The sequence below is a fragment of the Saccharopolyspora sp. NPDC049426 genome, assembly GCF_040676935.1.
Classification (GTDB): Bacteria; Actinomycetota; Actinomycetes; order Mycobacteriales; family Pseudonocardiaceae; genus Saccharopolyspora.
In genome coordinates, this window is sequence record NZ_JBFAPZ010000002.1 from 295,705 (window position 1) to 319,522 (window position 23,818).

Annotated in this window: 20 protein-coding genes; 17 read left to right on the plus strand and 3 right to left on the minus strand. The window is 69.6% G+C overall.

Going from position 1 to position 23,818, the window contains the following annotated elements; genetic code table 11:
• The first annotated feature begins 233 nt into the window (after positions 1–233).
• The 6 genes from AB0J78_RS04540 (at position 234) to AB0J78_RS04565 (ending at position 8,655) form a co-directional block, all read left to right on the plus strand.
• Positions 234–692, plus strand: coding sequence for an NAD(P)H-dependent oxidoreductase subunit E (locus AB0J78_RS04540; protein ID WP_363786909.1), 459 nt, complete (start codon positions 234–236; stop codon positions 690–692).
• Positions 689–2,218, plus strand: coding sequence for an NADH-ubiquinone oxidoreductase-F iron-sulfur binding region domain-containing protein (locus AB0J78_RS04545; RefSeq protein ID WP_363786911.1), 1,530 nt, complete (start codon positions 689–691; stop codon positions 2,216–2,218). Before AB0J78_RS04540 ends, AB0J78_RS04545 begins: the two co-directional genes overlap by 4 nt.
• Positions 2,219–2,221: 3 nt before the next feature.
• Complete coding sequence (gene fdhF, locus AB0J78_RS04550) at positions 2,222–5,032, plus strand: formate dehydrogenase subunit alpha (protein ID WP_363786913.1); 2,811 nt, start codon at positions 2,222–2,224, stop codon at positions 5,030–5,032.
• Positions 5,029–5,259 carry a formate dehydrogenase subunit delta gene (locus tag AB0J78_RS04555; protein ID WP_363786915.1) on the plus strand — a complete coding sequence of 77 codons (231 nt, stop codon included), beginning with the start codon at positions 5,029–5,031 and terminating at the stop codon, positions 5,257–5,259. The genes fdhF and AB0J78_RS04555 overlap by 4 nt, the downstream gene beginning before the upstream one ends.
• A 211-nt stretch (positions 5,260–5,470) precedes the next feature.
• Positions 5,471–5,806 carry a plasmid stabilization protein gene (locus AB0J78_RS04560; RefSeq protein ID WP_363786917.1) on the plus strand — a complete coding sequence of 112 codons (336 nt, stop codon included), beginning with the start codon at positions 5,471–5,473 and terminating at the stop codon, positions 5,804–5,806.
• 188 nt (positions 5,807–5,994) lie between these two features.
• A complete protein-coding gene (locus tag AB0J78_RS04565; protein WP_363786919.1) occupies positions 5,995–8,655 on the plus strand; it encodes a LuxR C-terminal-related transcriptional regulator in 2,661 nt (886 codons plus the stop codon).
• Here the strand turns inward: AB0J78_RS04565 and AB0J78_RS04570 are convergent.
• The 3 genes from AB0J78_RS04570 to AB0J78_RS04580 form a co-directional block, all read right to left on the minus strand.
• Positions 8,600–10,666 (minus strand): hypothetical protein, encoded by a 2,067-nt coding sequence (locus AB0J78_RS04570; protein WP_363786921.1) that lies wholly within the window; start codon positions 10,664–10,666, stop codon positions 8,600–8,602. The two genes, AB0J78_RS04565 and AB0J78_RS04570, sit on opposite strands and share 56 nt — an antisense overlap.
• Complete coding sequence (locus AB0J78_RS04575) at positions 10,663–11,490, minus strand: hypothetical protein (RefSeq protein WP_363786923.1); 828 nt, start codon at positions 11,488–11,490, stop codon at positions 10,663–10,665. The genes AB0J78_RS04570 and AB0J78_RS04575 overlap by 4 nt, the downstream gene beginning before the upstream one ends.
• A gap of 133 nt (positions 11,491–11,623) precedes the next feature.
• Positions 11,624–12,340: a Crp/Fnr family transcriptional regulator gene (locus tag AB0J78_RS04580; protein ID WP_363786925.1), complete on the minus strand. Its 717-nt coding sequence runs from the start codon at positions 12,338–12,340 to the stop codon at positions 11,624–11,626.
• A 337-nt stretch (positions 12,341–12,677) separates the two neighbouring features.
• Here AB0J78_RS04580 and AB0J78_RS04585 point away from each other — a divergent pair, with 337 nt between their 5' ends.
• The 11 genes from AB0J78_RS04585 to AB0J78_RS04635 all read left to right on the plus strand — a co-directional run bounded on the left by AB0J78_RS04585 (position 12,678) and on the right by AB0J78_RS04635 (position 23,782).
• A complete protein-coding gene (locus AB0J78_RS04585; RefSeq protein ID WP_363786927.1) occupies positions 12,678–13,442 on the plus strand; it encodes an ABC transporter permease in 765 nt (254 codons plus the stop codon).
• A 2-nt stretch (positions 13,443–13,444) separates the two neighbouring features.
• Positions 13,445–14,284 carry an ABC transporter permease gene (locus AB0J78_RS04590; RefSeq protein ID WP_363786929.1) on the plus strand — a complete coding sequence of 280 codons (840 nt, stop codon included), beginning with the start codon at positions 13,445–13,447 and terminating at the stop codon, positions 14,282–14,284.
• 5 nt (positions 14,285–14,289) lie between these two features.
• A complete protein-coding gene (locus AB0J78_RS04595; protein ID WP_363786931.1) occupies positions 14,290–15,465 on the plus strand; it encodes an MCE family protein in 1,176 nt (391 codons plus the stop codon).
• Positions 15,462–16,484, plus strand: coding sequence for an MlaD family protein (locus AB0J78_RS04600; protein ID WP_363786933.1), 1,023 nt, complete (start codon positions 15,462–15,464; stop codon positions 16,482–16,484). Before AB0J78_RS04595 ends, AB0J78_RS04600 begins: the two co-directional genes overlap by 4 nt.
• 1 nt (position 16,485) lies before the next feature.
• A complete protein-coding gene (locus AB0J78_RS04605) occupies positions 16,486–17,466 on the plus strand; it encodes an MCE family protein (RefSeq protein ID WP_363786936.1) in 981 nt (326 codons plus the stop codon).
• The gene (locus AB0J78_RS04610; RefSeq protein WP_363786938.1) at positions 17,463–18,578 is read left to right on the plus strand and encodes an MCE family protein; all 1,116 of its coding nucleotides are present in this window, start codon (positions 17,463–17,465) and stop codon (positions 18,576–18,578) included. The genes AB0J78_RS04605 and AB0J78_RS04610 overlap by 4 nt, the downstream gene beginning before the upstream one ends.
• The gene (locus AB0J78_RS04615; protein ID WP_363786940.1) at positions 18,578–19,735 is read left to right on the plus strand and encodes an MCE family protein; all 1,158 of its coding nucleotides are present in this window, start codon (positions 18,578–18,580) and stop codon (positions 19,733–19,735) included. Before AB0J78_RS04610 ends, AB0J78_RS04615 begins: the two co-directional genes overlap by 1 nt.
• Positions 19,735–21,030: an MlaD family protein gene (locus AB0J78_RS04620; protein ID WP_363786942.1), complete on the plus strand. Its 1,296-nt coding sequence runs from the start codon at positions 19,735–19,737 to the stop codon at positions 21,028–21,030. The genes AB0J78_RS04615 and AB0J78_RS04620 overlap by 1 nt, the downstream gene beginning before the upstream one ends.
• A complete protein-coding gene (locus AB0J78_RS04625; protein WP_363786944.1) occupies positions 21,006–21,506 on the plus strand; it encodes a hypothetical protein in 501 nt (166 codons plus the stop codon). The genes AB0J78_RS04620 and AB0J78_RS04625 overlap by 25 nt, the downstream gene beginning before the upstream one ends.
• Entirely contained in the window at positions 21,503–22,033 is a 531-nt protein-coding gene (locus tag AB0J78_RS04630; RefSeq protein ID WP_363786946.1) for a hypothetical protein, read from the plus strand. Before AB0J78_RS04625 ends, AB0J78_RS04630 begins: the two co-directional genes overlap by 4 nt.
• Before the next feature lie 297 nt (positions 22,034–22,330).
• Entirely contained in the window at positions 22,331–23,782 is a 1,452-nt protein-coding gene (locus AB0J78_RS04635; RefSeq protein ID WP_363786948.1) for a cytochrome P450, read from the plus strand.
• The last annotated feature ends 36 nt before the right edge of the window (positions 23,783–23,818 follow it).

A 23,818-nucleotide genomic window follows, 5' to 3' on the forward strand; every position in this document is an offset into this window, starting at 1 on the left:
GACGCGTATGGGTGAAAACGCTGGTAGTGGCAGTGTCGCAGCGTGCCCGAAAAGGCCGGAAGAAGCGCGAAAATAGTCCGCAAAAAGGCCCTGTCCAGCGAAGATGCGGGAATTTCGGTGACGCGGAGTGCACATCGATACGTGGTGCTTATCGATGCATAAAAACGTGTGCGTTGAACTCTGGGCGACGCGGCGCGACGGTAGACCCAATCTACAACGGAGTGGAGCCGCAGATGACGATAGCGGAACGCGTGCGCGGCGTTGTCGAAGCGCACCGGGGCGAGCGCGGAGCCCTGCTTCCCATCCTGCACCACCTCCAGCAGGAGTTCGGCTGGATCGATCCGCAGGTGGTTCCGGTCCTGGCCGAAGAGCTCAACCTCTCGCGGGCCGACGTCCACGGAGTCATCTCCTTCTACACCGACTTCCGCTCCGAACCCGCGGGGACCACCACGGTCAAGATCTGCCGCGCCGAGGCGTGCCAGTCGGTCGGCGCCGAACGGCTCGTGGCCGACGCCGAGCAGGTCTTCGGCGTCAAGGTCGGCCAGACCACCCCCGACCGCTCGGTCACCCTCGACCAGGTGTTCTGCCTGGGTAACTGCGCGCTCGGACCCTCCGCGCAGATCAACGGAAAGCTGCACGGCCGGGTGGACCGCAGCCGGCTCGTCGAGATCCTCGCGGAGGGCAACGCGTGATCACCGTCTACGTACCCCAGGACTCCGCGTCGGTCTCGGTCGGCGCGAACGACGTGGCCGCGGCCATCCAGCGGGCGGCCGACGAACCGATCAGGTTGGTGCGCAACGGGTCTCGCGGAATGCTCTGGCTCGAACCGCTCGTCGAGGTCGAGACTGAGCGCGGTCGCGTCGGCTACGGCCCCGTCACCCCGGGCAGGGTGCCGGAACTGCTGGCCGCCGGCATGCTGCGCGGAGCCGATCACGAGCTGTGCCAGGGCGTGGTCGAGGACCTGCCGTGGATGCGAGACCAGCAGCGGCTGTGCTTCGCCCGTGTCGGCGTCACCGACCCTCTGTCCACATCGGACTACGAGGCGCACGGCGGCCTGCGCGGACTGCGCGCGGCGCTGGCCGCCGCACCCGCCGAGGTCGTCGAAGAGGTCACCACCTCCGGTCTGCGCGGCCGCGGCGGCGCCGGATTCCCCGCGGGCATCAAGTGGAACACCGTCCTCAAGGCCGACGGGCCCGCGAAGTTCATCTGCTGCAACGCCGACGAAGGCGACTCCGGGACCTTCGCCGACCGGATGCTCATGGAGGGCGACCCGTTCTGCCTCATCGAGGGCATGACCATCGCCGCCCACGCGGTCGGCGCCACCGAGGGCTACATCTACGTCCGCTCCGAGTACCCCGACGCCGTGCGCGCCCTGCGCCGGGCGATCGACGCCGCCTACGCGGTCGGCTGGCTCGGTGAGGGAGTGCTCGGATCGGATCTGACGTTCGACCTGTTCGTGCGCGTCGGTGCAGGTGCCTACATCTGCGGCGAGGAGACCTCCATGCTGGAGAGCCTGGAGGGCAGGCGCGGCATGGTGCGCTCCAAACCGCCGATCCCGGCGATCACCGGGCTGTTCGGCAAGCCCACGGTGGTCAACAACGTGCTCACCCTGGCCAGCGTCCCGGCGATCCTCGCCGACGGCGGCCGGCCCTACGCCGAGCTCGGCGTGGAGCGCTCGCGCGGCACGCAGGTCTTCCAGCTGGCGGGCAACATCGCGCGCGGCGGCGTCTTCGAGTCGGCCTTCGGCATCACCATCGACGAGCTGGTCAACGGCTACGGCGGCGGCACCCGATCCGGGCGGCCGGTGCGCGCGGTGCAGATCGGCGGGCCGCTGGGTTCCTACGTGCCGCCCGAGCGGTTCGACCTGCCGATGGACTACGAGGCGCTGGCCGAGGCGCAGGCGATGCTCGGCCACGGCGGCATCACCGTCTTCGACGACACCGTGGACATGGCGGCCATGGCGCGCTTCGCGTTCGAGTTCTGCGCCGAGGAGTCCTGCGGCAAGTGCACCCCGTGCCGGGTCGGCGCGGTGCGCGGCGTCGAGGTCGTCGACCGCATCGTCGGTGGTCAGGACCGCGACGGGAACCTCGCCGTGCTGGGTGACCTGTGCGAGCTGATGACCGACGGATCGCTGTGCGCGATGGGCGGGCTGACCCCGAACCCGGTGCGCAGCGCGCTGACGCACTTCCCCGAGGACTTCCTGAAGGAGGCGAAGTAGGCGATGGGTCTGCTGAAGGAACCCGACTACGGCACCCCGGCCAGGGCGGGGGAGGCCACCGTCACCGTCGAGATCGACGGCGTGCCGATCACGGTGCCGAAGGGCACCTCGGTGATGCGCGCCGCGGCCGAGTCCGGCACCGACATCCCGAAGCTGTGCGCCACCGACAGCCTGGAGGCGTTCGGCTCGTGCCGGCTGTGCCTGGTGGAGATCGACGGCCGCAAGGGCACCCCGGCCTCGTGCACCACACCGGTCGCCGAGGGCATGAAGGTCAGCACCCAGACGCCGAGGCTGGAGAAGCTGCGCCAGGGCGTCATGGAGCTCTACATCTCCGACCACCCGCTGGACTGCCTGACCTGCTCGGCCAACGGCGACTGCGAGCTGCAGGACATGTCCGGCGTCGTTGGCCTGCGCCAGGTCCGCTACGGCTACGAGGGCACCAACCACCTCGACGCGCCTACCGACAGCAGCAACCCCTACTTCGACTTCGACGCCTCGAAGTGCATCGTGTGCTCCCGCTGCGTGCGGGCCTGCGACGAGGTGCAGGGCACCTTCGCGCTGACCATCGAGGGGCGCGGCTTCGACTCCAAGGTCGCGGCAGGTGCGGGTGACCCGTTCCTGGAGTCCGACTGCGTGTCCTGCGGTGCGTGCGTGCAGGCCTGCCCGACGGCCACGCTGCAGGAGAAGTCGGTGGTCGACCTGGGCATGCCGACCCGCTCGGTGCTGACCACCTGCGCCTACTGCGGTGTGGGCTGCTCGTTCAAGGCCGAGCTGCGCGGCGACGAGCTGGTGCGGATGGTGCCGTACAAGGGCGGCGGCGCCAACGAGGGCCACTCCTGCGTCAAGGGCCGCTTCGCCTTCGGCTACGCCACCCACCCGGACCGGCAGCTCAACCCGATGATCCGGGAGCGCACCACCGACGAGTGGCGCGAAACCGATTGGGAGACGGCGATCTCCTACGTCGCCGAGAAGTTCCGCGACATCCAGGCCCGGCACGGCGCCAACACCATCGGCGGCATCACCTCCTCGCGCTGCACCAACGAGGAGGTCTACGTGGTGCAGAAGATGGTGCGCGCGGCGTTCGGCAACAACAACGTCGACACCTGCGCCCGCGTCTGCCACTCGCCGACCGGCTACGGCCTCAAGCAGACCTTCGGGACCTCGGCGGGCACGCAGGACTTCCGGTCCGTGGCGGAGTCCGACGTGATCGTGGTGATCGGCGCCAACCCGACCGACGGGCACCCAGTGTTCGCCTCCCGGATGAAGCGCAGGCTGCGGGAGGGCGCGAAGCTGATCGTCATCGATCCGCGGCGGATCGACCTGGTGCGCAGCCCGCACGTGGAGGCCTCCCACCACCTGCAGCTCGCCCCGGGCACCAACGTCGCGCTGGTCAACGCGCTGTCGCACGTGGTGGTCACCGAAGAGCTGACTGACGAGTCGTTCGTGGCCTCGCGCTGCGAGGGCTTCGACGAGTGGGCGGAGTTCATAGCCCGCGAGGAGAACAGCCCCGAAGCCGTCGAGTCGATCACCGGTGTTCCCGCCGAGCAGGTCCGCGAGGCGGCGCGGCTCTACGCCACCGGCGGCAACGGCGCGATCTACTACGGGCTGGGCGTCACCGAGCACAGCCAGGGATCCACGATGGTGATGGGCATGGCCAACCTCGCCATGGTCACCGGCAACATCGGCCGCGAGGGCGTGGGCGTCAACCCGCTGCGCGGGCAGAACAACGTGCAGGGCTCCTGCGACATGGGTTCGTTCCCGCACGAGCTGTCCGGCTACCGGCACGTCGCCGACGACGCGGTCCGCGAGGTGTTCGAGAAGCTCTGGGAGCGCCCGATCCTGCCCGAACCGGGGCTGCGGATCCCGAACATGTTCGACGCCGCCGTCGACGGCAGCTTCCGGGGTCTGTTCGTGCAGGGCGAGGACATCGCCCAGTCCGACCCCAACACCCAGCACGTCGCGGCGGCCCTGTCGGCGCTGGAACTCGTCGTGGTGCAGGACCTGTTCCTCAACGAGACCAGCAAGTTCGCGCACGTGTTCCTGCCGGGCACCTCGTTCCTGGAGAAGGACGGCACGTTCACCAACGCCGAGCGGCGGATCAACCGGGTCCGCCCGGTGATGGTTCCCAAGAGCGGCAAGGACGAGTGGCAGGTGGCCTGCGAGATCGCCCAGGCGATGGGCTACGACATGCACTACGACCACCCGCGCGAGATCATGGACGAGATCGCCTCGGTGACACCGACCTTCGCGGGAGTCTCGTTCGACAAGCTGGACGAGCTGGGCAGCGTGCAGTGGCCGTGCAACGACAAGGCGCCCGAGGGCACGCCGATCATGCACGCCGAGGAGTTCGTGCGCGGCAAGGGCAAGTTCGTGCTCACCCCGTTCGTGGCGACCCGCGAGCGCAGCACCCGCAGGTTCCCGCTGGTGCTCACCACCGGGCGCATCCTGTCGCAGTACAACGTCGGTGCGCAGACCCGCCGCACCGCCAACGTCGCCTGGCACCCGGAGGACGTGCTGGAGATCCACCCGCACGACGCCGAGGACCGGGGCATCTCCTCGGGCGACGTGGTGAACCTGTCCAGCCGGGTCGGCACGACGTCGCTGCGCGCGAAGATCTCCGACCGGATGCCGGTGGGCGTGGTGTACACGACGTTCCACCACCCGGTGACCGGCGCGAACGTGGTGACCACCGAGAACTCCGACTGGGCCACCAACTGCCCGGAGTACAAGGTCACCGCCGTGCAGGTCGCCAGGGAGACCAGCGGGGAGAAGGCCGACGCCGAGCAGCGGAAGGCGGTGTTGAGCGAGTCATGAGCGCCGACGTCTCGCCGCAGGTGCGGATGGCCAACGACATCGCCATCCAGTTCGCGCACCTCCCGTCCCGCCAGGCGGCGCGGGAGGTGGCCCACCACATCAAGATGTTCTGGGACCCGAGGATGAGGGCCGAGCTCGACCGCCTCGCCGACTCCCCGCCCCTGGGCATGGACCCCCTGGCCCTCGAAGCGGCCCGCATCCTCCGCAACGCGGACGCCGCCCCCTAACTCCTCCCGACGAACCCGCCCCGCCCGCACACCACCGCCTCCCACCACCACACCCGAACACCCCGGTAATCAGGTTCCCGATTACCGGGGTGTTCGGGCACTCTGGCCTGGAGCGTTGCTCGGGGATCTCGACTCGGTGGCGAGGTGAGTTTGCCCGTTCGGGCGTGCGGGTAGGTCTTGGTCACCAGACGCCCGTGACGGGAGGGAAGCTATGCCCCAGAGCGCGTGGAACTCCAAGGAGGAGCGCCAGTACGAGCACATCAAGCAGGGCACCAAGAAGCGCGGTTCCAGCGAGGGCCGAGCGGAGGAGATCGCCGCCCGGACGGTGAACAAGGAGCGCGCGCAGAAGGGGACGGCCAAGCAGCGCAGCAAGGTCTCCACTGAGGACATCCCTCCGCAGCGGCGCGGCGGCAAGCGCTCGGGGAAACGGCAAGGTCCCGGCGGCCGCACGAAGCAGCAGCTCTACGAGGACGCCAAGAGGGAGAAGATCGAAGGCCGTTCCAAGATGACCAAGGAGGAGCTGCAGAAGGCCCTCTCGCGGAGGTGAGGTGCGTTCGGGCGTGGCCTGCGGTCACGTCCGGATGATTTTCGTTCGGGAAGCAAATCGGGACTTCGCGGTCGTCGCGGAACCGCCCCGGCGCCGGCGACGTCGGAGCGGTGTAGGCGGCGGCTGAGCGCGACGGAATCGGTCACGAGCCGAGAACCGTTGCGCGAGTGTGAACTGCGGAGTCACCGATGTTGACCGAACGAACCAGCGAGTTAGCCCGATTATCCGAATCCTCGGCCGACTGCGAGCGGGGCAGGGGCCGTGTCGTGCTCATCGGCGGCGCGCTGGCCACGGGCAAGACGGCACTGCTGGACGCGCTCGGTGATCTCCTCGGAGAGCGGGCGACGCTGCTGCGCGCGGTGGGTTCGCGCGCTGAGCGCGCGCTGCGGCTGGGCGTGGTGGCCCAGCTGCTCGCTGGAGCGGCACCCGTCGTGCGCGACCGGGTGGCCCATCTCGCCGAGTCGCCGCTGGACGCCCGTTCGCTGGAGGAAGTCGGCGCGCTGCTGCTGGAAGCGGGCGGTGAGCGCCCAGTGGTGCTGGCCGTCGACGACGTGCACTTCGCCGACCCGGAGTCGCAGCAGGCGCTGCTCTACCTGCGCAGGAGGATCGCCTCCTCGCGCGTGCTGCTGGTGCTGACCGAGTGGGAACGCCCGAACCTGGCGCGCGAATCCCCGCACGCGGAGCTGGCCCGCCAGCCCGATCACCGGATCGACCTCGGCCCGCTGACGGCCGCTGGTGTCGCCGAGATGCTCGGCGTCGAAGGAGGATGCGCCACAACCGCGTTCGAGCTCAGCGCCGGAAACCCGTTCCTGCTCAAGGCACTGCTGGAGGACGAGCTCGTGGTGGGCCCGCACTTCCGCCGGGCCGTGCTGGACTGCCTGACCCGCTGGGACGAGGACTTCCTCGCCGTGGCCGAAGGTGTTGCGGTGCTGGGTGATTCGGCGTCACCGGCCCTCGTCGCCGAGCTGCTGGCGATGACCGCGCGCTCGGTCCGTCCCGTGCTCGACGCGCTCAACGCCGCCGGGCTGCTCCGCGACCACCGCCTGCGCCATCCCGACGTCCTGCTGGAAAGCCTCGCCCCGGCCGACGCGGCCAGGTTGCACGCCCGAGCCGCTGAACTGCTGCACCGGCGCGGAGCCCCGGCCGTGGAGATCGCCCGCCACCTCACCGCGGCCGGTGCCGTACCCGGCAGCTGGGCGATGCGCCCCTTGCGCTTCGCGGCCGAGCAGTCCCTCGTGGACGATCCCGAACTCGCCGTCGGCTGCCTGGAACTCGCCCTGAACGCGTCCGAGGGCGACGGCGAGCGCGTCGAGCTGCGCGCCGCCCTGGTCCGCGCGGCCTGGCGCATCAACCCCGCCATCGCCGCCCGCCACCTCGGCTCGCTCGCCGACCGGAGGGACCTGTGCTGGCGGGATGCCGTCCCGGTGGCCCGCCTGCGGCTCTGGCAGGGCGATCCGGGCGCGGCGGGAGAGCTCCTGCGCGGCACGCGCGCGCACGACGGTGAACCTCATCCCCGCGCGGCCGCCGAACTGCGCATCGCCGCCGAGTGGATCCACGGCCGCTCCCTCGACGTGGAACCGCTGACCAGCGGAGATGCCTCGTGGCAGACCACTGCCGGTCTCGTCCGCGCGTGGACCAGGGAATCGCCGGGGGAGGTGCTGCGCGCCGCCGAGCACGTCCTGCAGAGCTGCGCGGGCGAGGTGCTGCCCGAAGCGGCCTCGGCTGCGGTGCTGGCCCTGGACCACGCGGGCCACGTCGAACGGTCCCGGCACTGGTGCGACGCGCTCACCGCCCAGGCCCGCAGGCAGGGAGCCACCACCGGGCGGGCGCTGATCGGCGCGGTCCGCGCCGACATGTCGTGGCGCCGCGGAGACCTCATCGCCGCCGAGGCGCACGCGCAGGAGGCGCTGCGACTGCTGCACCCGCAGACGTGGGGAGTGCTGGTGGGCCTGCCGCTGGCCACGCTGATCCTGGTCAACTCGGCGCTGGGCAGGCACGACACCGCGGCCGAACTGCTCACCCGCCCGGTCCCGGACGAGATGGCGGCGACCACCTTCGGCATCCGCCACCTGCACGCCACCGGCAGGCACCACCTGACCAGCGGACGCACCCTCGCGGCGCTGGACGCCTTCGAACGGATCTCCGCCCGGATGCGAGGCGGTGACCCGGCGATCCCCACGACGATCCCGTGGCGCGGCGACCTCGCCCAGACCTACCTGCTGCTGGGCAGGAGACGCGAAGCCCGCGAACTCGTCGCCGAGCAGCTCGCCGGCACCTCCGGCGGCGTGCGCATCCGCGCGATCACACTGCGCGTCCTGGCCTCCTGCAGCGAACCCCGGCAGCGCGTCGCGGCCCTGCGCGAAGCCATCCAGCTGCTGGAGCGCTGCGGCGACCGGCTGGAACTCGCCCGCGCGCTGGCCGACCTCAGCCAGGCCCACAGCGAGCTCGGACAGCTCCGCAACGCCCGCCTGGTGCTGCGCAAGGCCGACCAGATGGCCAAGGCGTGCCAGGCCGACGTCCTGTCCCACCGGCTCCGCGACGCCCTCGACGCGGCCCGCCCCGAACTCGCACCCACCCCGGCGGGAACCCCGCTGCTCAGCGAGGCGGAGCGCAAGGTCGCCGAACTCGCCGCCCGAGGCCAGACCAACCGCGAGATCGGCCGCCGCCTCTACATCACCGTCAGCACCGTCGAACAGCACCTCACCCGCGTCTACCGCAAGCTCAACGTCCGCAAGCGCACAGAACTCCCAGCAGAACTCTCCCGCCTCCACGACTCCGAGGACTCGCACACCGCTATGCGGAGTTCCGAGGGAACGCGTACCTCTGATGAAGCAACTGCACGGTACTGAAGGCACGATCGACCCGGCCGGAGTTGCCCGGGTACTCCGTCTTCCAGTCGTCGAAGAGCGGATGGTGATCGTGCCGGTGGAGGTCCGGGGCTACGGTCGCGACCAACTGCGCCAAGCCACGTGCTCGCTCGCTGCGCGGGTTCTTCTCGCACTGCTCACACAGGCTGAGCAAGGCTCGCAGTGATGACTTGCGCGTCTGCTGATCGAGGAAGACGCGCCGGAAGAGTCGCGCGACCAGCCACGGGTGCGGGTCGATGAGGATTGGGTTCTCCTGCTTGGGGAGGGATTGCAGGTAGTGCTTCGGGTCGGTGAGACCGAGCGCGGCCTGCGCACAGTCGAGCCCGACGGAGCGGAGATTGGCCAGCTGTTCGGCGTCGCGGCGGTGGCCGTGCGGGCGCGTCCACTTGACCAGCGCACGCAGGATCAGCTCGCGGTTGGCCGGTCGGCTCAGCAGCGAGGTCACCGCGACTTTGACGGCCGGAACAAGTTGGGCATCGCTTCGAGCGATCGTCTCGAGCCGGGTCATCGCTCGCTCCGGATCACGCACGCCGTGCTCGGTGGCGTACACCAGAGCGGCAGTCCACTTGCGGTGGAAGCGCGATCCCGTGCACCAGGTCCGTACGAGCGGTTCGACGAAGTCCTTCGTGCCGGGATCGTCGGCGAACCTCGCCAGGAGCTCTGCGGCGAGTTCGTTGGAAGTCAGAGATTGCTTGCTCGCGAGCGTCTTGATGTGTTCCAACGGGTCGGTGTGGGGAAGACCGGTGATGACGTCGTGCAAGGCCTTCGCGCAGTACCATTGGAATCCGTTCTTGGCTTGGCGCGCCATCCAATCCACGATCACCGGGCGGAACAGGTCGTATTCGAGCCAGGCTCGGCGGAAGGCCCACTTCGCCCAGTCGGACCGTCTGAAGTGGACGGTCTCTCGGAAGAGACTGGCCCCTTTGGCATGGGGATGCCACGTCGTCGTCGCGTTCAAGCTGCTGAGGATGACGCTCTTGCTGAAGTCAAAGATCTTCCGCTGTCTGAGACGCTTGTCCTCCGGATTGTCCGCCTTGGCGATCATCTCCTCCAGCTCCTCGGCGGCGCTCATCACGTCGCCGTAGTCGCGGTTCGTGAAGACGGAGATCGCGACCAGCATGGCGTACTCGATCGTCGACCGATCCTCGTGGAACCAGTCTGCTACCAGGTACTGGCCTTCGCGTGAGAGATCGGCCAGCGCGGGCTCCAGCTCTCGCTCGCCCTCGTGCACGTCCCACGCGCGGATGGCCACGAATTCCGCCTCGTTCGGCGCGGAGTCCTCGCGGAGATGTGCGCGGAAGTCCTCGGTGAGGATCGTGTCGACGAGATCCGTGGGGCAATCCGGGTGCGATCGAAGGAACTCCCTCGCCACCTCGGTGGAGTCGGGTCGACCGAGGGTGCTTTCGAACTTCTGCAGGCCGACCTCCAACACCTCGTCGATGATGACCACCATGTAGCACTGATTCCGCTGAGCCCAGGTTGCTACGCGCTCGGCCGTGCGGGACGCGATCTTCTGCTGCCACTGCGATTCGGTTCCTTGCCAGATGAACCCGCCGTCGCTGTCGAGTTGTTCGTCGGTGATGCTGTCGAACGAACGACGTACGTTGAGCTGTGAAATCGTGCGCGCACCGCAGTCGACCAGTATCCGGATCGCCGCCAGCGACCTGCCGGTGCCTTTACCTCGCAAGAGAACGAGATTGCTCTTCTTCAGGGTGGCCAGGGCATCGTCGAACCCCGGACAGGGAACGAAGTGATTCTTGGCGCGTTCCAGATCGTGGTCGGAAACGCGGAAGTCGTGCAGCTCCGGCTTGGAGAACGCCGAACCCGTGTAGTTGTTGTAGTTGACCGACCCGCTGACATGGCCGACGTTGACGCCGTTGTTGGTCTTCGTTTCGTTGTTGACCGTGCTCGCGGAGTCGTGCTTCCCCACGTCGTTCTTCGAGGACGTGGTGTCGGGACCCGCAGTGCGTTCCGGTGTTTCGACGTTGCTCATCGCGACTCCGGGGTGTTGTAGTTGACCGACCCGTTGATCTGGCCTGCGCTGATGCCGTAGTTGTTCTCGCCGGTGTAGTTCGTGACGTGGACCTGTCGCGGCTGCCGTTCGACGTGGTTGCGGTCGCCTGCGATCTGAATACCCTGATTGCCCCCGCTGTTGCTGATCGAGTGGCCGGCGGAGCGCTTGTCGTCAACAGGTCCCGACGAGTTCGGCGGCGTCTCGCGAGGCGGCTCGGTGAGCTGTGCGGGGTTGACACCTGCGATGCGCACCCAGGCCTTCTGGTCGAACTCCTTGTGCTTGATGTTCATCGGCCCGAAGTCGTGGCGGGTGATGGCCCGGGTGTAGTCGCCGCCGAAGACCGCTCGGTGTGCGTCGTCGGACAGGATGAGCGCCGTGGTGAACCGGTCGGCGGGCAGGGACGAACGCCAGTGCTTGACGAGCGCGTGGAACTCGTCGGCTTCGAGGAGACGGCAGACGTCGATGTTGGGCCGGTACAGCCCGAACTCAGCAGGCAAGGGACCGAGGTGCAACGCGATGCGCAGCCGGATCTCGGGCTTTGCCGACAGGTTGTGACCGATCAACAGCGCGTCGATCGAGGCGACCAGGTGGATCAGCGCGGGAAGGTACTGACTCGGGTAGGCCCGCAGGAAGCCGTCGCCGCCGAACTGCCCGTTGCGGTGCACGTCCTCGGCCAGTCCGACCTCGCGCGAGGCCTCCGCCACGATCGTCTCGACGAGATGGGGAATCGTGCCGAGGTGTTCCGGCCTCGTCCCGCCAGATTCGATCGTGTCCACGGTCAGCAGGGCGCAGTGCTCGGGCATCAGCGTTGGATCATTCGTTCGGCGCAAGGGTCGACTCCGTTCCGTCACTCTGGGTGGGTGAACGGAGTCTTGCCGAGTAGAACGACGCGCATCTCCCTGAAATCAGGGAGATGCGCGTGTTCTTTCGACTACTTCACGTGATCGGACGAGTGCGCAGGTAGCCGCGGAGGAGGTGGGGATCGGGCAGCACGAAGGTCAGTCGGCGGGTGCGAAGCAAGCCCCGGTCGCCAAGGTGCTTCAACGCCGCGTCCACGGTCGCCTCGCCGGCGCCGACGCACTGAGCCAGGTCCTTGCGGCTCAAGCCGCTGATGGCCACGCCGTCGCGGGTCCGTTCGCCGAGCGCTTGGCCCCACGCGAGGAGCTGACGGCACACCCTGGTGGGCACGTCCTGCGAGGCCAGGTTGATCTGGCGTTGATCTGCCCGGTGCAGGCGCTCGTACGCGATGCGACCGAGGATCAGCGGCAGCTCGGGATGCCGCCGCAGGAATTCCTTGAAGTCGCGGTGGTGGATCCTCGTCGCCTCGCAAGCGGTGTGGGCCACGACCGTGGCGCTGCGGGGCTTCGACTCCATCACGCCTTGCTCGCCGATGAGTTCGCCCTTGCCGTAGAGACCCGCGATCAGGTCGCGACCATTGCCCGCCAGCTGGACCTTGACGAATCCGCGCTCGATGAGCAGGACGTGATCACTCGGCCGATCGACCAGCAGCAACAGTTCGTTGCGGTCGAAGCTGGCGCGAGTGCCCAGTCCGCGCAGCTCTGCGCACAGGTCCGCGCCCGCGTGAGTGACGAAACTGTCCTGTGCGGGCAGATAACCGGTATCGATGTCTTCTGCTGAGCCCCCATAATCCACTGGTTGATCATCCGTTGGCGATCGTGCGGACAGCTAGCGCTTTTCGAGGGATTGGTTGCCGCTGAACGGGTGGGTCCGGGCCGACGAGCAGCGCTGATCGGAATTTCACCTTGTCGGAGCAGTGGGTGGGTTCGGTTTTCCCTCTGCTGGGCGGTGTTTCGCTTCCGGGTTGTTGACGGTGGGGTTGTGCGATGCGACTATCGTCCGCACCACGAAGCCAGCCGAAGCCGATTTCCGCTCGTGCACGTGCCTTTCCGGGCGTCGTTCTCCCGTCATTCGCCGCTGGAGCGATTCCTCGTCGCCGTAGATTTCCGCTTGCCCGAGGGGAGGTCGGTCGATGGCTGTTCCCGGACCGGCCAGGATCAGCGCTCCTATCGGGTCGTTCTACCGGATGTCGGTCGAGGTGTTCCGCCACGGATTCCGGCGGCCCTTCCAGCTCCGGGAGTTCCTGCAGCAGTCGTGGATGATCGTGAGCGTGTCGGTGGTGCCGACGCTGCTGGTCGCCATCCCGTTCTGCGTCATCGTCGTCTTCCAGCTCAACCAGCTGCTGACCGAGCTGGGTGCCGCCGACCTGGCCGGGGCCGGCGCGGGTCTGGCGGTGGTGCGGGAGATCGGGCCGATGGTCAGCGTCCTGGTCGTCGCCGGAGCGGGTGCGACGGCGATCTGCGCTGATCTCGGAGCGCGGAAGATCCGCGACGAGATCGCGGCGATGAGCGTGATGGGCCTGAACCCGGTGCAGTGCCTCGTGGTTCCCCGGGTTCTCGCTTCCACGGTGGTGGCCCTCTCGCTCAACGGGCTGGTCACCTTCGTCGGATTGGCGGGCAGCTTCCTCTTCTCGGTGCTCGTGCAGAACGCGAGCGCGGGCCTTTTCCTCGCGAATCTGACGCTGCTGACCGGAATCGATGATCTTCTGGTGAGCGAGTTGAAAGCGGCGGTCTTCGGATTGCTCTCCGGACTCGTCGCCTGCCACCTCGGACTCAACGCCAAGGGCGGGCCGAAAGGCGTGGGCGATGCGGTGAACCAAACCGTCGTGTTCAGCTTCATCCTGCTGTTCGCCGCGAACTCGCTGATCACGGCCGTGTTCCTGCAGGTGGGGAGCTAGCCGTGGCGATCGGCGAATCCAAGCGGGCCAAGGTGATCCGGGTACCGCTGCGCAAGCTGGAGGACACCGGTCGCCAGGTCGTCTTCCACGGCCGCGTCTACGCCTCGGTGCCCACCGCGCTGGCGCGCTACAAGCGCGAGGTGCTGCGGCTGATCGCCGAGGTCAGCCTCGGCACCGGTGGCCTCGCGGTCATCGGCGGGACGGTCGTGATCGTGGTGTTCATGACCGCCGCCATCGGCGTCGAGGTCGGCCTGCAGGGCTACTCCTCGCTGGCCAACGTCGGGGTCGAGGCGCTCGCCGGGTTCGTCTCCTCCTACGCCAACACCCGGGAGGCTGCGCCGGTCATCGCCGGGGTGGCGCTGACGGCGACGGTCGGCGCGGGGTTCACCGCGCAGCTCGGGGCGATGCGGATCAGCGAGGAGATCGACGCCCTGGAAGTGATGGCGATCCGGTCGGTCCCGTACCTGGTGACGACCCGGATCATCGCCGGGTTCGTCGCGATCGTCCCGCTGTACTCGCTGGCGGTGCTGGGCTCGTTCGCCGCGACGAGGCTGGTCGTGACCGTCGCGTACGGGCAGTCCGGGGGCACCTACGACTACTACTTCAGCGCGTTCCTGGTGCCGTCGGACCTGCTGTGGTCGTTCGTCAAGGCGCTGGCCATGTCGGTCGTGGTGATGTCGGTGCACTGCTACCACGGGTTCGCGGCCACCGGCGGCCCGGCGGGCGTGGGCCAGGCGGTGGGGAAGGCGGTGCGTGGCTCGCTGATCGGCGTGATGCTGGTCGACCTGCTGCTGGACCTGGCGATCTACGGTTCCGACTCCTCGGTCCACATCTCGGGGTGATGGCGGTGAACTGGAGGCACGTGCTGGCGGGCGCCGGGTTCACGGCGCTGCTGGTGCTGCTGTCGGTGCTCTCGATCGCCCAGTACCACCGGGTCTTCGACCGCGTCGTGCCGATCACCGTCCTCGCCGACCGCTCCGGTCTGCTCATGGAACCGGGCTCACCGGTCAAGCTGCGCGGCGTCGAGGTCGGTTCGGTCAGCGAGGTCACCACCGACGGGACCGGCGCGAAGGTGAGCCTCGAACTCGACCCCGACCATGCCGAGCGGATACCGGCGGAGGTGTCGGCGAACCTCGTGCCGACGACGGTGTTCGGCGCCAAGTACGTCGAGCTGCGCGCCAACCGGGAATCCGGCGAGCACATCGCCGCCGGTGCCGTCATCGGCCGGGCGCGGGTGAACGTCGAGCTGGACCACACCTTCGACAACGTCGTGCGCACGCTGCAGCGCGTGCCGCCGAGCAAGCTCAACGCGGCCCTGACCTCGGTCTCGGGGGCGTTGCGGGGCAACGGTGAGCGCATCGGCGAGCTGATCACCGGCACCGACGACTACCTGCGCGCGTTCAACCCGCACCTGCCGGAGCTCGAAGCGCGCCTGCCCGAGATCGCCGCGGTCGCCGAGGACTACCGGGCCGTCGCCGACGACCTCACCACCACCGCCGCCAACCTCGGCGGAACCAGCGCCACCCTGGCCGAGCAGCACCGGGCGTTCGCGGCGTTCCTGCTGTCGATGACCGAACTCGGCAACACCACCGGCGGACACCTGGAACGCCACGGCGACCAGCTGGTGACCACGCTCGACACCCTCGCGCCCAGCACCGAGCTGCTGCGCCGCTACTCGCCGGTGGTGCCGTGCTTCTTCGGCGGCGTGGTGCGCAACGGCGAGCTCATCCGCGCGGTCACCGGAGGCCCGGAGTTCGGCGGCACCCACCCCAACGCGCACGTGACCGTCAGCCTGCTGCCCGGCGCTCCCGCCTACGAGTACCCGCAGAACCTGCCCAAGACCGGCGTCGACACCGGCCCGCAGTGCCACGGACTTCCCGAGGTGCGGGGAATCCCGCCGTACGTCAACTACGACACCGGAGCCAACCCGTACCCAGGTCACGACGAGACCGTCACGGTCAACCCGGAGCTGCTCGCCGTCCACCTGTTCGGCCCGCTCTCCCCGATCGGAGGCGGCCGGTGAGGGGCGAGGTCATCAAGCTGGCGGCGTTCTTCGCGATCGCCGCCCTCGCCGCGGGCTACATCGGCGTTCTGCTGGCCGAAACCCGAAGCGCCGGAGCGGAAACGCAGGTGCGCGCGGTGTTCGCCGACGTGTCGTACCTGGAACCCGGTGACCCCGTGCGCGTCGCCGGAGTGCGGGTCGGTCAGGTCGACGAGCTGCGGATGCGGCCGGACGCGACGGTGCTGGTGACGATGTCGGTCTCCGGTGCACCGCCGCTGACCGGCGGAACCCTCGCGGCGGTCAAGTACCGCGACCTGGTCGGCAACCGCTACCTCGAACTGGCCGAGGGCGGGGGAGGACCACCGCTGGCCGGCGATGTCATCCCGCTGGAACGCACCCGGCCCGCGCTGGACCTCGACGTGCTGGTCGGCGGGTTCCAGCCGCTGTTCCAGGCGATGTCGCCGGAGCAGGTCAACCAGCTGTCCGGTTCGCTCACCCAGACCCTGCAGGGCGAAGCCGGGGCGCTGAACTCCTTCCTGACCTCACTCGCCTCGGTCACCAACACCCTCGCCGACCGCGACCGGCTCATCGGCGACGTGATCGGCAACCTCAACGCCGCGCTCGCCACCTTCGACGAGCACGACCGGCAGGTCTCCGACGTCATCGCGCAGACCCGGCAACTGGTCGGCGGGCTGAGCGCCGACCGGCGGTCGGTCACCGGCGCCGTCGACCACCTCCACGGGCTGACCGCGGCCACCGCCGACCTGCTGCCGCGGCTGCGTCCCGACATCACCGCCGAGATCGCTGATCTGCGAGCCCTCTCCGGCACGCTCAACGCCCACGACGAGCAGCTGCGCACCGCGCTCCGCGAACTGCCCGAGGCCTACCGCCGGATCGGCCGCATCGGTGTGAACGGCAACTTCTTCAACGCCTACCTGTGCAGCGTGCGAGTCCGGACCAGCGCCCCGACCGGCGGATACATCTACACGCCGTGGATCGACAGCGACGTGCGGCGCTGCGCCGAGGAAGCGGGGAACTGACATGACCGATTCGCGGCTCGGTGTGATCGGCTCGGTGCTGACCGCGATCGCCGTGCTGTTGTCCCTCAGCGGTGACGCGATCTCGCCGCTGCTGGCCGGACGTGGCCTGCACGCGGTGTTCGCCGAGGCCGGGGGACTGGTCGAAGGCGACCCCGTCGTCGTGTCGGGCATGACCGTCGGCCGCGTCGAGGGCGTCGAACTGCGCGACACCGACGTGCTCATCTCCTTCACCGTCGACGAGCCCGACCTGCGGGTGGGCGAGGCCAGCACCGCCGCGATCAAGGCCCAGAGCGCGCTCGGCGAGAAGGCCCTGAGCCTCGCCCCGGCCGGGCCCGGCGAGCTCCCCGACGACGCGCAGATCCCGCTGTCGCGCACCGTCGCGCCGTTCGACGTCACCCAGGCGCTGCAGGGCCTGACCGATCAGACCTCGGGGCTGGACACCGAGCGGCTCACCGCGGCCATCGACACCGTCGCCGGAACGCTCGAAGGAACCGCGCGCAGCGTCCCCGGAGCGCTGACCGGGCTCCGGCGGCTGGCCGAGAGCGTCAACGCCCGCGACACCGAGCTGCGGTCCCTGCTCCAGCACTCGCGGGCCACGACGCAGGTTCTGGCGCAACACGATTCGGACCTGCGGGCGATCTTCGAGGAGGGAACGGTGCTGCTGGCGGCGCTCAACGAGCGCCAGGCCGCCATCGAACGGCTGCTCGCCGACCTGACCACCACCGCCGACCAGCTCGACGCGCTCGCGCGGGAGAACGACGCGCAGCTGCGGCCTGCGCTGACCGAGCTGCACTCGGTGCTGGCGATCCTGCGGGAGAACCGCGACAACATCACCGCCGCGGTCCACGAGGCCGTCCCGATGCTGCGCACGCTCGGCGAGGTGGTCTCCACGATGCCCGCGCTGGACGCCTACTTCGCCAACATCCCGCCGACCAACGCCGTGCCCGGTCTGCAACAACTGCTCGGGAGGGGGATCCGATGAACCGCCGAGCGCTGGCGATCCTGTGCGCGGTGCTGTTCGCGGCCGCCGCGGCCCACCTGCTGTTCGCCGACCGGCAGAAGCACGCCACCGCCCACTTCGCGAGCGCGAGCGGCATCCACGTCGACGACGAGGTGCGGGTGCTGGGCGTGCGGGTCGGGGAGGTCGAGGAGATCGTGCCCGAGGGCACGGGCGTGCGGGTGCGCTTCGGCTACGACGCCGATCGCGCGGTCCCCGCCGACACCTCCGTCGCCCTGGTCGCGCCGAGCCTGGTCAGCGGCCGGTACCTGCAACTCGCGCCGGTGCACCGGGGCGGGCCGGTGCTCGCCGACGACGCCGAGATCCCGCGATCCCGCACGCTGGTGCCCGCCGAGTGGGACCAGACCAACGCTGAACTCACCGAACTGGCCAAGGCGCTCGGTCCCAGCGGCGCGAACCGCGACGGCGCCGTGTCCCGCGCGATCGAGGCCGGAGCCGCCAACCTCGGTGGCAACGGGGCCGAGTTCCGCCGCACGCTCGATGCGCTCGCCGGAACCTCCACCACGGTCGCGGCGGGCAGCGAGGACCTGTTCGGCAGCCTGCGCGATCTCGACGAGTTCACCTCGAACCTCAACGCGAGCCAGGAGCGGCTGCGGGCCTTCTCCACCCAGCTCGCCTCGATCAGCGCCCTGGCCGAGGACAACCGCGCGAGCCTGGGCCGGGCGCTGACCTCGTCCGACCGGGCGCTGGGCACGATCACCGACTTCACCCGCACCCACCAGCAGCAGCTCGGCGACACCGTGGGCGAGCTGCGCGACGTCACCGCCACGCTGGCCGCGAGCCGCGCCGACCTCGCCGAGGTCCTGCACATCGCGCCGCAGTCGCTGGCCAACCTCTACAACGTCTACGAACCCGTCACCGGATCCGCCAGCACGCGGGTGCAGATCCCCTACACCGCAAGCCTTTCCAGCTTCAGCTGCCAGATGGTGTTCTCCGTCGGCGGCACCATCGACGACTGCCGCGCCGCGCTGGACCCGCTGCTGCGGCCCCTGGACGCGCCGCACCTGCCGCTCGGCCTGGACCCGTTGCACCGCCCCGGCAACCCGCACCAGCAACCGCCGCCGGGAGGGCCGTGATGCGCCTGCTCGCCCTCCTGCTGATCACCGGCCTGCTGGCGGGGTGCGCGGTGGACAGCGCCCAGATGGTGCCGCTGCCGGGCGGACCGGGCAGCGGCACCGACGCGCGACGCGTGGTGGTGCGCTTCACCGACGTCGCCAACCTGGTGCCGCGCTCGGAGGTCAAGGTCGACGACGTCACCGTCGGCACGGTCCGCAGCATCGGTCTGCACGGCTGGCAGGCGCAGGTGGAGATCGGCCTGGACGCGGGCGTGGTGCTGCCCGCCAACGCCGTGGCCAACATCGGGCAGAAGAGCCTGCTCGGCGCCCAGTACGTCGAACTGGCCGCTCCGCCCGACCCGGTGGGACGCCTCCGCGACGGCGACCTCATCCCCGCCGAGCGCACCAACCGCTACCCGGGCACCGAGGAACTGCTGGCCGCCCTGTCGTTGTGGCTCAACGGCGGGGGACTGCGCCAGGTCAGGGTGATCACCGACGAGCTCAACCGGGCGCTGAGCGGGAACGAGCAGCAGGCCGCGGACCTCATCCACCAGCTCGACGTCCTCGCCCGCTCCGCCGACGAGCAGAAGGCGCAGATCATCCGCTCCATCGAAGCGGTCGACGGGCTCGCCGCCCGGCTGCGCGCGAACTCCGAACGGCTCGGCCGGGCCTTCGACGAGCTGGGACCGGGAATCCGGGTCCTCAACGAGCAGCGCGACGCCTTGCGCTCGGCCCTGGACGCCTCCAGCAGGCTCGGCGCGGTGGGGACCGACGTGCTCGACCGCTCCCGCGACGACCTGCTGGCGACCGCGCACGACCTGCGGCCAACGCTGCACCAGCTCGTCGCCGCGGGCGACAGCGTCCCGAAATCCCTCGACACGCTGGGAACCCTGCTGTTCCCGCTGAGCACCTACGAGAAGATCGTGCGCGGCGACTTCCTGAACCTGGCGGTGACCCTGGACCTCTCGGTCCCGAGCCTGGAATCCGGGTTGCTGGCCGGAACTCCCGTCGAGACCGTCTTCGACGCCGCCCGCACCGCGCTGCAGGCCACCGACCCGATCCGCGGCCCGCTGGGCATCGGATCGCCCGTCGAGGAACCACCTCCGTCGCCGCCACCTGCGAACCCGCCGCCGGACCCGGCCCTGCCGCTGCTCGGCGACCTGCTGGGAGGCGGCTGATGCTGACCAGGCGGGTCCGGCTCCAGCTCGCTGCCTTCGCCGTGCTCACCGTGTTCGGCGTGAGCACGGTGCTGGTCAACTACCTCGACCTGCGCCAGCTCCTCGGGTTCGGCCAGTACGAGGTCACCGCCGTGTTCACCGACGCCACCGGTCTGCACCCGGGGGCGATGGTCGGCTACCGGGACGTCGAGATCGGCAAGGTGCGTTCGATCGACCTCGGCGACGGCACCGCGGTGGCCACGCTCGGCATCGACGACGACGTCCGCGTCCCCGCGCGGGTGAGCGCCGCGATCCGCAGCAAGTCCGCGATCGGGGAGCAGTCGGTGAACCTCACCCCGGCCGGCGACGGACCGCCCTGGCTGGAACCAGGCGACCGCATCACCGACACGACGACGCTGCCGCGCACCGACGAGCTCATCACCAGCCTCGACGACCTCGCCGCCTCGATCCCGCACGACCAGCTCAACGTCGTCCTCGACGAGCTCACCACCGGACTGCGAGGCCAGGAACCGCAGGTCACGACCCTCCTGGAGAACACGAGGACGGTGCTGCACCAAGCCGGGCTCGACCTGGAACCCACCGTCGGGCTGATCACCGAGCTCGGGCCGTTCCTGCGCACCCAGCGCGACATCGCACCCGAAACCCGCTCCACGCTGCGGGATCTCGCCTCGTTCACCGAGCAGCTGCGGCGCAGCGACGGCGACCTGCGCGGGGTCCTGGCCCGCACCCCGCCCGCGGCCGAGGAGCTGATCGGCCTGCAGGACCGGCTGATCCCGGCGCTGCCGCACCTGCTCGCCGACCTGGACGCCACCGGGCAGGTGATCCGGACCCAGCTGCCCGGGGTCTCCCAGACCCTGGTGCTCTACCCGGCGATGACCGCGGCGCTGCAACGCGTCGTCCAGCAGCCCGGAGCCGCGCCGGGCAGCGCCCACCTGGGCATCCGGTTCTCCGTCAACAGCACACCGCCCTGCTACTCGGGCTACACGCCGATGTCGCAGCAGCGCTCCTTCGACGACGAATCGCCCGCGCGGACACCACCGGACCAGTACTGCAAGGTCGCGCCCGACGACCCCCGGTCGATCCGCGGAACGCGGAACTACCCCTGCGCCAACGATCCCGGCCGTCGCGGACCGACCGCGGCCGCGTGCGGGGCGCGGCCGGAGGAGGTCGTGGCCGAGTACGACCCGAGCACCGGCAACGCGATGCTGCCCGACGGTCATCTGCTGGTGCTCGGTGACGTGGGCGAACAACGGGGAGGAGAGCCGGCGACATGGCACGACCTGCTGCTGAAGTGAGGCGCACCGGAGGCCTGGTGGCGGCGGCGCTGCTGCTGATCGGGCTCGCCGCGCTGGGCACCCACTTCCACAACGCGGCCGAAGCCGCCGCGGAGCGGGACGAATCCGACCGGCAGGCGGTCACCGTCGCGCGGCAGGCCGCGCTCGGGCTGACCAACATCAGCGCGCAGACCGTCGAGCAGGACTCCCAACGCTTGACCGCGCTGGCGACCGGCGCCTTCAGGGAGCAGTTCGCCCAGCAGAGCACGGCGTTCCGCGACATCGTCACCGGCTCGAAGGTGACCTCCCGGGGTGAGGTGGTCGAGGCGGCGCTGTCGAACTCCGACGGCACCACGGCGGTCGCGCTCGCAGCGGTGCGGGCCACGGTCGGCAACGCGGCGTCACCGGAGGGCCAGCAGCGCCAGTACCGGCTGCGGATCACCTTGGAGAAGACCGGCGAGACCTGGCTCGTCGCCAACCTGGAGTTCGTGCCATGACCACCACCGCAGACGCCGTCGAAGAGCAGGAAGTCGCCGAGAACCCGGGACGTCGCCGGATCACCACCGCGCTCGTGGTGGCGGTGCTGCTGGCGGCCACCGGCGCCGTCGTGGTCCTGCACCAGCGGCAGGACGCCGCCGCGCGGGTCGCAGCGGCCCGCACGGCGGCCACCGAGGTGGCGGCCCGGCGCATCCCCGAAGTGCTCAGCTACAGCCACGAAACGCTCGACCGCGACCTGGCCGCCGCCGAGCGCGCGGTCACCGGCGGTTTCGCCCGCGACTACCTCGAACTCCAGCGCACCATGATCCGTCCCGCCGCCGTCCGCGACCGGATCAGCACGCGCACCACGCTGTCGGCGCTGGGAGTCGTCACCGCCACCGACCGGCAGGTGGTGCTGCTGGCGTTCATCAACCAGCTCACCACCAGCAGCCGCCGACCGGCTCCGCTGATCGAGGGAGCCCGGGTCCGGGTGACCCTGGAGAAGGTGGGTGAAGACTGGCTCGTGTCCACTCTGGACACCGTTTGAGCTGCGGGTTCACCGATAGAAATCCGCCGAATCCGTGACAGCGGGGATGAGACCCCGATCATGTATCAGTTCTGGTGTGATGTTGACCCCGGGGTGAGGCGGTGCGAGTATCGATCGGACGACGTTTCCACCACGAGCCGTGTCAGAGCCCGTTCCGCTGAGTTCACGAGCTGATCCCCCTCTTGTCGTTCACCGAGGTCGTTCCCCGCTCAGACCGTCAGGGCGGAGGTGGTCGCTCGACGGTCGGCTGCAAACTCGGCAGGACCACGCCGTTCTTCCAAAGGGGGAGGAGCAGCAATGGTTTTCCAGCTGGAGAAGGTCAACGAAGCGATACGACGGCGGGTACCGCCGCTCACCTCGATGCCGCTGCCGCGCTCGGTGGACCAGCGCATCTTCGAAAAGCAGTGGCCCGTCACCGAACTCGCGCCACCACCGCCCGGCAGCGGCCTCAAACCGGTGCTCGGCGACGCCGGAGCACCGCTGATCGGCCACTCGCTGGACTTCATGCGCTACGGCCCCGCGTTCGCCCTGCGCCGGTTCGAGCTCTACGGTCCGGTCTCCTGGGCCTACTCGCTCGGCCAGAACATGGTCACCCTCGGCGGTCCGGAAGCCACCTCCGCCGCCTTGGTCAACAAGGACAAGGCGTTCTCCCAAGGCGGTTGGCGCAAGCTCATCGACAGGTTCTTCCACCGCGGCCTGATGCTGCTGGACTTCGAGGAGCACCTCGGGCACCGGCGCATCATGCAGCAGGCGTTCACCCGGCAGCGCCTCACCGGCTACGTCGACCAGATGGGCCCGACGCTGCGCGAAGGCGTCTCCGCCTGGGGCGGGCAGGACAAGACCCGGCTGTACTGGCTGCTCAAGCAGCTGACGCTCGACGTGGCGACCCGCGTGTTCATGGACCGGCGCAGCGGTCAGGAAGCCGACCGCGTCAACCGCGCCTTCGTCGACTCGGTGCGCGCGGCCACCGCCGTGGTGCGCTACCCCGTCCCGGGCGGTCGCTGGGCGGCCGGCTTGGCCGGGCGCAAGCTGCTGGAGCGCTACTTCGCCGACAACATCGGGACCGCCCGCGCGGTCGAGGGCGACGACCTGTTCTCCGCGCTGTGCCACGCCCGCAGCGAGGACGGCGAGCAGTTCGGCGACGACGACGTCATCAACCACATGATCTTCCTGATGATGGCGGCCCACGACACCTCCACCATCACCAGCTCCGCCGTGGCCTACTACCTGGCCAAGCACCCCGACTGGCAGGAGCGGGCCCGCGCCGAGTCGCTGGCGATGGGGGAGGAGATCCCCGACATCGAGGCGCTGGAGAAGCTCGAAACGCTGGACCTGGTGATCAAGGAGGCGCTGCGGCTGGTGGCCCCGGTGCCGTCGATGGTGCGCGAGACCGTCCGCGACACCGAGGTGCTGGGCCACCACGTGCCCGCGGGCACGATGGTCGGCGTCTCGCCGCTGGTCAACCACTTCTCACCGGACCACTGGACGAACCCGTTCGACTTCGACCCGGAGCGCTTCGCCGAGCACCGCCGGGAGGACAAGTCGCACCGCTTCGCCTGGATGCCCTTCGGCGGCGGGGCGCACAAGTGCATCGGCCTGCACTTCGGGACGCTGGAGGTGAAGCTGCTGCTGCACGAGATGCTGCGCGCCTACACCTGGAGCGTCCCGGACGACTACGAGGTCAAGTGGGACTACGTGTCGCTGCCGGTTCCGGTCGACGGGCTGCCGGTGCGGCTGCGGCGGAGGTGACGTTCGCTTCGTCGTGTTCCCGCCCCGATCTCCGCG